This window comes from Rhodococcus sp. ENV425 (assembly GCF_002887785.1).
GTDB classification, from domain to species: domain Bacteria; phylum Actinomycetota; class Actinomycetes; order Mycobacteriales; family Mycobacteriaceae; genus Rhodococcus; species Rhodococcus aetherivorans.
Map to the genome: position 1 here is coordinate 14,737 of NZ_PCZU01000249.1, position 9,213 is coordinate 23,949.

At 70.7% G+C, this 9,213-nt stretch carries 7 protein-coding genes; 4 read left to right on the plus strand and 3 right to left on the minus strand.

Annotated features, from left to right (window positions below; translation table 11 throughout):
- Nucleotides 1-247 precede the first annotated feature (247 nt).
- Genes CQZ88_RS21720 through CQZ88_RS21730 form a run of 3 tightly spaced genes read left to right on the plus strand, consistent with a single transcriptional unit; the run spans nucleotide 248 to nucleotide 2,870 of the window.
- A complete protein-coding gene (locus CQZ88_RS21720; protein ID WP_050036368.1) occupies nucleotides 248-1,111 on the plus strand; it encodes an ABC transporter substrate-binding protein in 864 nt (287 codons plus the stop codon).
- A gap of 14 nt (nucleotides 1,112-1,125) precedes the next feature.
- Entirely contained in the window at nucleotides 1,126-2,112 is a 987-nt protein-coding gene (locus CQZ88_RS21725; RefSeq protein WP_006941147.1) for an amino acid ABC transporter permease, read from the plus strand.
- A complete protein-coding gene (locus CQZ88_RS21730) occupies nucleotides 2,109-2,870 on the plus strand; it encodes an amino acid ABC transporter ATP-binding protein (protein WP_006941148.1) in 762 nt (253 codons plus the stop codon). Before CQZ88_RS21725 ends, CQZ88_RS21730 begins: the two co-directional genes overlap by 4 nt.
- 13 nt (nucleotides 2,871-2,883) lie before the next feature.
- Here CQZ88_RS21730 and CQZ88_RS21735 read toward each other — a convergent pair whose 3' ends face one another.
- The 3 genes from CQZ88_RS21735 to CQZ88_RS21745 all read right to left on the minus strand — a co-directional run bounded on the left by CQZ88_RS21735 (nucleotide 2,884) and on the right by CQZ88_RS21745 (nucleotide 7,402).
- On the minus strand, nucleotides 2,884-5,679 hold the full coding sequence (locus CQZ88_RS21735; protein ID WP_102800298.1) for an AMP-binding protein: 2,796 nt from the start codon (nucleotides 5,677-5,679) through the stop codon (nucleotides 2,884-2,886).
- 97 nt (nucleotides 5,680-5,776) lie between these two features.
- Nucleotides 5,777-6,394, minus strand: coding sequence for a TMEM175 family protein (locus tag CQZ88_RS21740; protein ID WP_258008721.1), 618 nt, complete (start codon nucleotides 6,392-6,394; stop codon nucleotides 5,777-5,779).
- A gap of 159 nt (nucleotides 6,395-6,553) precedes the next feature.
- Entirely contained in the window at nucleotides 6,554-7,402 is an 849-nt protein-coding gene (locus CQZ88_RS21745; protein ID WP_102800299.1) for a class I SAM-dependent methyltransferase, read from the minus strand.
- Nucleotides 7,403-7,623: 221 nt separating this feature from the next.
- Between CQZ88_RS21745 and rpsA the strand changes: the two genes are divergently transcribed.
- A complete protein-coding gene (rpsA, locus tag CQZ88_RS21750; RefSeq protein WP_029543987.1) occupies nucleotides 7,624-9,087 on the plus strand; it encodes a 30S ribosomal protein S1 in 1,464 nt (487 codons plus the stop codon).
- Nucleotides 9,088-9,213 lie beyond the last annotated feature (126 nt).

Sequence of the window (9,213 nt, forward strand, 5' to 3'; positions counted from 1 at the left end):
GGCCCTGCAGGAGAGCCACGCACGCCGGGGGTTCGACCCGGCCGCGTTCCGGCTCGAGCTCGGCGTCGTCGCCGACGTCGGCAACTACGTACCGGTCGCCGCCGGCGACCGGTAGGCAGGTGCGGCCGTCGACACCGAGGGCCGTCCGGGGCGGATTCCGTAATCCGGGCCCGCCGATGGATACTGTGCGGTTGTGGACGAACCAGCACCTACCGGACCGACCGGCCGCCGACGCCTCGTCGCGGGGCTGCTCGGGACGTTGCTGACGGCCGCGGTCCTGTCCGGCTGCGTCGTCAACACCGAGTCGACCGTGCCGCCCGGCGAACCGGTCGGCGCCGAACGGGTCGAGGCGATCGCCGACCAGCTGCCGGCGCCCGTCGCGGCGACCGGCGAGCTGAAGGTGGGCGTCAACGTGCCGTACGCCCCGAACGAGTTCAAGGACGACGACGGGCGCATCGTCGGTTTCGCGGTCGAACTCGTCGACGCCCTCGGCGACGTCCTCGGCGTCCGTCCGGTGTTCAGCGAATCCGACTTCGACCGCATCATCCCCGCAGTCCAGGCCGGCACGTTCGACATGGGTTCGTCGTCGTTCACCGACACCGAGGAACGCGAACAGTCCGTCGACTTCGTCACCTACTACAGCGCCGGCGTGCAATGGGCCCAGCGCGTCGGCGACGACGTCGACCCCGACAACGCCTGCGGGTTGCGGGTCGCGGTGCAGACCACCACCTACGAGGACATCGACGAGGTGCCCGCCAAGAGCGAGGCGTGCGTCGCCGCCGGCAAACCGCCGATCGACAAGGTCAAGTACGACAGCCAGGACGAGGCCACCAACGCCCTCATCCTCGGCCGTGTCGACGCCCTCTCGGCCGACTCGCCGATCACCGCGTACGCAATCGCCCGTAGCGACGGCCGGCTCGAAACCGCCGGAGCCGTGTTCGACGCCGCCCCCTACGGCTTCGTCGTCGCGAAGGGCTCGCCCCTCGGACCCGTGCTGCAGCAGGCGATGCAGCACCTCATCGACTCCGGCGTCTACGCGCGCATCGCGCAGCGGTGGGGCATGGAAGAAGGAACCATCGACACCGCGCAGATCAACGCGGCGACGAGCTGAGCGAAAGGGGTGCGATGAGCGACCGCTCGACATCCGTCACCGGACCGGAACCGCAGACCGAACCGGAAACCATCAAGGCCGTGCCGCTGCGCCGGCCCGGCCGCTGGATCGCCGGCATCGTCGTCGCCGTGCTGCTGGCGCTGTTCCTCTACGGCGCCGCCACCAACGAGGCGTACCGCTGGGACGTGTACGCGCAGTACCTGTTCGACCGCCGCATCACCGAGGCGGCCTGGAAGACCGTGCAGCTGACCGTGCTGGCGATGCTGCTCGCCGTGCTCCTCGGCGTGCTCCTCGCGGTCATGCGCCTGTCACCGAACCCGGTGCTCAAGACCGTCTCGTGGGTGTATCTGTGGATCTTCCGCGGCACCCCCGTCTACGTGCAGTTGGTGTTCTGGGGTCTGTTCCCCTCGATCTACAAGCAGCTCGACCTCGGCATCCCGTTCGTGCACCAGTTCGTGCACATCGACCTGCAGGGCATCAACGCCGCCTTCCTGTTCGCCGTGATCGGCCTCGGGCTGAACGAGGCCGCCTACATGGCCGAGATCGTGCGCGCCGGGATCGGCTCGGTCCCCGAAGGCCAGACGGAGGCCTCGGTGGCGCTCGGCATGTCGTGGTCGCAGACCATCCGCCGCACCGTCCTGCCGCAGGCGATGCGGGTGATCATTCCGCCGACGGGCAACGAGCTCATCAGCATGCTCAAGACCACCTCGCTGGTCGCGGCGGTGCCGTACAGCCTCGAGCTCTACGGCCGCGCCCGGGACATCTCCGGCGCCAACTTCCAGCCCATCCCGCTGCTGCTGGTCGCCGCCACGTGGTACCTGGCCATCACGAGCCTGCTCATGGTGGGCCAGTACTTCCTGGAACGGCACTACTCGAAGGGCCTGAGCCGCCAGCTCACCGCGCGGCAGTTGCAGGCTCTCGCCGACGCGCAGGGCAAGCCCGTCCCCGTCGAGCCCGGCGCGGCGCAGGCACCCGACATCCCCGGAGGAGAACGCCGATGACACCGATGGTCCAGGCCGACCGGGTCTACAAGAGCTACGGTGCCCTGCGGGTGCTCAACGGCATGTCGCTCGACGTGCCCGACGGCACCGTGGCATGCCTGATCGGGCCCTCCGGCTCCGGTAAGTCCACCTTCCTGCGCTGCATCAACCACCTCGAGAACATCGACGCCGGCCGCCTGCACGTCGACGGCCATTTCGTCGGCTACGCCGAACGCGGGGGCAAGCTCTACGAGCTGAGCCCGCGGGCGGCGGCCAAGCAGCGCCGCGAGATCGGCATGGTGTTCCAGCACTTCAACCTGTTTCCGCACCGCACGGCCCTCGAGAACGTCATCGAGGCGCCGATGCTGGTGAAGAAGATGCGCCGCGCCGACGCCGTCGCGCTGGGGCGGGAACTGCTCGACAAGGTCGGGCTCGCGGCCAAGGCCGACGCCTACCCGGCCCAGCTCTCCGGCGGCCAGCAGCAGCGCGTGGCCATCGCCCGCGCCCTGGCCATGGAGCCGAAGCTCATGCTCTTCGACGAGCCCACCTCCGCCCTGGACCCCGAGCTCGTCGGCGAGGTTCTCGCGGTGATGCGGGACCTCGCCGCCGGCGGGATGACGATGATGGTGGTCACCCACGAGATGGGCTTCGCCCGCGAGGTCGCCGACCAACTGGTGTTCATGGACGGCGGCGTGGTCGTCGAAGCCGGTGCTCCCAGGGAACTGCTGCGCAATCCGCAGCACGAACGAACCCAGTCGTTCCTGTCCAAGCTGCTCTAGCGGTCGGGCCTCCTCAGCGGCCGCTGTCGGGCTCTCCGCAGTGTTCGGCGATCACGGCCCGCGCTGCGCGCTCCAGCGCGACGGCCGCGTCCCAGCCGTCTCCGGACGGGAGGATCGGCTCGCCGACGGCGAGGTGGATCGCTCCGCGGTGGATGATCCTGCCGTGATCGGGCCACATCATCGCGCGGGTGCCGGTGATCGCGACGGGGACCACCGGAAGACCCGCCCGTGCGGCGATCACGAACGCACCCAGGTGGAAGGACCGGAGCCCGGGCACCGGCGACAGCGCGCCTTCGGGGAACACCACCAGGCGGCCCCCGGCGCGTGCCTCCTCGACCAGCCGATCGGCGTCGGCCACGCTCTGCTCACGTTCGGTCCGTTCGACGAACCGCGTACCGATCCGCCGCAGGAGGAAACCGATGAACGGCTTGCGCTCGAAGACCTCCCCGGCCACGAACGTGTAGCGGCCCGGCAGGATCGTCGACAACGCGATGCCGTCGAGGAAGCTGGCGTGGTTGGCGACCACTACGCAGTTCGGCAGCCGCACGAGATGCTCGGCCCCTTGCGCGGTCACCGGGGTGCGGGTCAGGCGGGCGAGACCGCGGGCGGCCCTGCGCGCGGCCGCGCGGCGCGCCGGGAGGCGGGGCAGCACCGCCATGGCGATCAGGGTCGGCAGGCCGACCGCGAGGACCATCGACCAGCACCACAGGGCGAACGCACCGGTCCGGACGAGCTGCGCCGCCCGCCGCAGGCTCGGGATCGCGCCGCGGACCGCGAAGCGGGTCAGCTGCCACCACACCGGCCGGGGACGGGCTCGCACGTCGCCCTGCTCGTAGCGTTGCCGGGTGGCGGAACGCCGGATCTTGCCGCTCGAGGTCTTGCGCACCGTTCCGGGTGGGGCGAGCACGATGTCGTCCGGCGGTGTTCCGAGCAGATCCACGGAGACCCCGACGATGCGCTCCCGGAGCCGGTCCAGGGTGGCTGTCTCGGTCTCGCGCGTCTCGGCCAGCACGACCAGGCGTTCGGTGCCGGCGGTCTGCGCGGAGGTCGCGAAGACCGCCACGCAGCCCTTCCGGAGTCCCGGGATCTCGCCCACCGCCCGCTCGAGCTCCTCCGGGTGCAGGTTGCGGCCCGCGCGGATGACGAGGTCCTTGATGCGGCCGGTGACGTAGAGTTCGCCGTCGTCGAGATAGCCGAGGTCGCCGGTGTCGAGCCAGCCGTGCCGGGACAGCGCCTTGGTCGCCTGCGGGTTGCGGAAGTACCCCGCGGTGGCCGAGGGGCCGCGGAACTCGATCCGGCCCTCGCGCCGGTCGCCGAGCACGTTCGCAGCCGAGTCGACCACCCGGATCCGGTGATCCGGGATCGGCCGGCCGCAGGCGACGAAGCGCAGCGGGTTCGGGTCCTCGTCGGTGGCGGGGGCCGCCCGGCCGGTGCGCAGGAAACGTTCGCGGGCGACCGAATCGATCACCGGTCCCCGTCCCACGGGCGGGAAGGTGAGGCCGACACATGCTTCGGCCAGCCCGTAGACCGGGGCCAGGGACTCGCGGCGGAGTCCGTAGGCGGCGAACCGCTCGCCGAACCGGATCACGGTGTCCGCGTTCACGGCTTCGGCGCCGTTGAACAGCATGCGCAGCGAGCCGAGGTCGAGTCCCTCGACGTCGGCGTCGGCGATTCGGCGCAGGCACAACTCGTAGGCGAAGTTCGGAGCCGCCGACAGGGTGCCGCGGTGGGTGTGGATTGCCCACAGCCACTGCGCCGGGCGGGCGAGGAACTCCAGCGGGGACATCACCGCCAGCGGCACCCCGAAGTACAGGCCGGACAACCAGGCGCCGATCAGGCCCATGTCGTGGTAGAGCGGCAGCCAGCTGACGAAGACGTCGGAGGTGGAGACCTCGGCTGCCTTGCCCATCGCACGGATGTTGGCGAGCAGATTCGCGTGGGTCAGGGTCACGCCCTTGGGGTCGCCGGTGCTGCCGGAGGTGTACTGCAACAGGGCGATGTCGCCGGCGCCGCGCGGTCCGCCGGTCGCCTCCCCGCAGCCGGCCAGGTCGCCCGGGGTCAGGACGTGGCGCACCGTCTCCACCTGGCCGCGCGTCAACCGGGCCAGGCGGGCGGCCTCCGGGTCGGTGACCAGCACACGGGTCCGTGCGTTGTCGAGAATGCGCACCTGCCGACGGAGGTGCTCGGCGAGCTGGGAGGGACGCGCCGGCGGATAGACCGGTACCGGGACGCCCCCGGCCAGGAGCACGCCGGTGAATGTGGTGAAGTAGTCCCGGCTGGTGGGAAGCATGAGGCCGACCGCGTCACCGGGCCGGAGATCGTGGGCGAGCAGCGCGGCGGACACCGTGGCAGCCGCGGAATGCAGCTCGCCGTAGCTGATCTCGCTCTGGTGTCCCTCGGTGAGAATGCGCAGGTGGACCCGATCCGGATGGGTGCGGGCGTGCCACGAGAGCGCCTCGGTCAGGGTCGCGGTCGCGTCCGGCGTCCGGTCGGTGCATGGGGGCGCCGCCCGTCGCGCGGGCACCGGCCGGCGGCGCTCCCGCGCGGGTGCGTGGTGCACCGCCGTCAGCAGCTGACGCGGGGTGGTCACGGTGCCGAGCACCCCACGCTCCAGGCTCACCCCGAACGCATCCTCGACGCGGGAGATCAGCTCGGTGACCGCGAGACTGTCGAGCCCGAGATCACGATCGAAGACGCTGTCGAGCCGTGTGCCGGCCGCGCGATCGACCGTGTACCTCTCGGCCACCAGATCCCGGACCACCGAGAGCAGCAGGGCATCGTCCTGCCCCGGGGTCGCAGGCTCGCTCACGGTCGTCTCCCGTCTGTGGGAGGGACGGGTCGTCCTGCTGCCCAACATAGGCGGCCGCTCCGGCGACCAGAAGGGCCGAAGGCCCCCGGGTGCCGGTTCACGCGGACCCGGTGCCTGCTCGGTGCCGGGGCACCCGGAGAAGCCGGAACGGCTCGACGAGCAGAAGCACCGCCACCGCGAGGTAGAACGCCACCGCGAGCTGCGGCAGGAACGCCGCCAGGAGGGTCGATGCGGCCATGAGTACCGCCACCGACCATCGTTCCCGGGCCAGCGCCGGCAGTTCGGCCCGGCCCGCCTCGTCGGTCAGGTCGGCGTTGCGCACGGCGTAGGCGATCAGCACGTTGCTCATGAGTATCGCCAGGGCCAGGTTCAGGCCGAACGCCACCGTGGCCGGCCTTCGCGCCGCGTCGGACAGGTGGGTCGCCATCAGGCTGGTGGTGAACGGCAGGACGGTCACGAACAGCAACCGCAGCAGATTCAGGCGCAGGAAGACCCCGTCGGTCGCCCGCAGCAACCTGGTGAGGTTGCTGCGGGCGACCCACACACCACCGATGAAGGCGAAGCTGACCAGGTATCCCAGGAAGGAGGGCCACTCGGCGCGCAGGTCCTCGAGCAGCCGGGCTGCGGAGTCGGGTACGTCCAGTTCGAGGACGAGCAGGGTGATCACGATCGCGAAGACGCCGTCGGAGAACGCGTCGAGCCGCGTGGTGGGCAGCTACCGGCCGCCGTGCCGCGGCGGGTCGCGGTGATCGGCGCGGGGCGCTCGCGGTGCGCCGGAGTCGTCCTCGGCGGGCGTCACCCCACGACCATGACACAGGCGGGGACCGGGCATCGGCCGGACGGGTGATCGGCCGGGCGGGCGGTCGCGGGCGGGTCAGTCCGGTTTACGGCTGCAGAAGATCGCGGTGCCGGGGAACAGTTCCCCGCGCAGCGGGCTCCACTGGCCCCACTCGCGGTCGAGCCCCTCCGGCCATTCGGGTTCGACGATGTCGCGTACCTCGAGGCCGGCCGCGACGAGTTCTCGGACCCGATCCCCGACGGTGCGGTGATGCTCGACGTAGGTGGGGACGCCGGCCTCGTCGACCTCCACGTACGGGGTGCGGTCGAAGTACGGCAGCATCGCGGTCAGTCCCCGCTCACCGGGGTCGTCCGGGAAGATCCAGCGGATGGGGTGGTTGACCGCGAACACCCAGATCCCGCCCGGGCGCAGCACCCGCGCGACCTCCCGCATGACCCGCGCCGAGTCGGCGACGAACGGTACCGCCCCGAACGCCGAGCACGCGATGTCGAAGCTCGCGTCCGGGAAGGGCAGGTCCTCCGCGCCGGCCTGCACGAGCGGTACCCGCGGCCCGCCGCGGTCCATCGCGGTCAGCCCGCGCGCGAGCATCCCCATGGAGATGTCCAGACCCACCGCCCGGGCGCCCCGGCCCGCGAGCCAGCGGGCGCACGGCGCCGACCCGCAGCCGAGCTCGAGGACGTCCTTGCCGGCGACGTCGCCGAGCAGGTGCACGTCGCCCTCGTGCAGCCCCTCCGGGCACCACACGAACTCGCCCTCCGCCGAGTCCACGCCGAGGAACTCGCCGTGGGTGCGGTGGTAGTCCGCGGCGTCGGCGTCCCACCAGGTGCGGCTCGCGCGCTCACTGGCCCGCGTGCCGAGGCGGGCCCGACCTGCGCGGGTGGCTCCCAGGACGGACTGGGCGTGGGCGTGACGGTCGTCGGACATGTCGTTCAGCGTAGAGCCGCGGGCCCGCCGCGCCCGGGCCGGGTTTGCCCAGCTAGCACCGGGACGCGTAGCCTGATGATCGCGAGTGTCCGCCCGTGGCCCGATAAGGATCCGGCGCGGGCGCCCGCGGCGGAGTGTGCGTGGCGTTCGCGCGGCGCGCGGTCCGCTTGTCCGACCGAACTTCATCAACCGACACCAACCCGTCCGGAGCAACTCAACACATGCCCTCCACCACCGTCACCTCGCCGCAGGTAGCCGTCAACGACATCGGCTCCGCCGAGGATTTCCTCGCCGCCATCGACGCCACGATCAAGTACTTCAACGATGGCGACATCGTGGAAGGCACCATCGTCAAGGTTGATCGCGACGAGGTGCTGCTCGACATCGGTTACAAGACCGAAGGCGTCATCCCGTCCCGCGAGCTCTCCATCAAGCACGACGTCGACCCCAACGAGGTCGTCTCCGTCGGCGACGAGGTCGAGGCCCTGGTTCTCACCAAGGAGGACAAGGAAGGCCGCCTGATCCTGTCGAAGAAGCGTGCGCAGTACGAGCGCGCGTGGGGCACGATCGAGGAGCTCAAGGAGAAGGACGAGGCCGTCAAGGGCACCGTCATCGAGGTCGTCAAGGGCGGCCTGATCCTCGACATCGGCCTGCGTGGCTTCCTGCCCGCGTCGCTCGTCGAGATGCGCCGCGTCCGCGATCTGCAGCCGTACGTCGGCAAGGAGATCGAGGCCAAGATCATCGAGCTCGACAAGAACCGCAACAACGTGGTCCTGTCGCGTCGCGCCTGGCTCGAGCAGACCCAGTCCGAGGTCCGCAGCGAGTTCCTGCACCAGCTCCAGAAGGGCCAGGTCCGCAAGGGCGTCGTGTCCTCCATCGTCAACTTCGGCGCGTTCGTCGATCTGGGCGGGGTCGACGGTCTGGTGCACGTCTCCGAGCTGTCCTGGAAGCACATCGACCACCCGTCCGAGGTCGTCGAGGTCGGCAACGAGGTCACGGTCGAGGTTCTCGACGTCGATCTCGACCGGGAGCGCGTGTCGCTCTCGCTCAAGGCCACCCAGGAAGACCCGTGGCGTCAGTTCGCCCGGACCCACGCGATCGGTCAGATCGTCCCGGGCAAGGTCACCAAGCTCGTTCCGTTCGGCGCGTTCGTCCGCGTCGAGGAGGGCATCGAGGGCCTGGTGCACATCTCCGAGCTGGCCGAGCGCCACGTGGAGGTTCCGGACCAGGTCGTGGCCGTGGGCGACGACGCGATGGTCAAGGTCATCGACATCGACCTGGAGCGTCGCCGCATCTCGCTGTCGCTGAAGCAGGCGAACGAGGACTACAACGCCGAGTTCGACCCGTCGAAGTACGGCATGGCCGACAGCTACGACGAGCAGGGCAACTACATCTTCCCCGAGGGCTTCGACCCCGAGACCAACGAATGGCTCGAGGGCTTCGAGAAGCAGCGTGAGGAGTGGGAGTCCCGCTACGCGGAGGCCGAGCGTCGCCACAAGATGCACACCGCGCAGATCGAGAAGATGGCTGCCGACGAGGCCGCCGAGGCTGCCGCGGGTGTCTCCGGCACCAACTACTCGTCGGAGACGGGTGCCGAGACCGGCACCGCCGAGTCGACCGGTGGTTCGCTGGCCAGCGACGCGCAGCTCGCCGCGCTGCGCGAGAAGCTGTCCGGCAACGCCTGACACGTTCGAGCGAGGGGCCCCGCACCTGCCGGTGCGGGGCCCCTCGCGTTCTCCGCGCCGGCAGACAGCCTGCACCGGACGCTGGTCCCCCCGGAAAAGGCCGCGGCCCCGCTCCTCGAGGAGCGG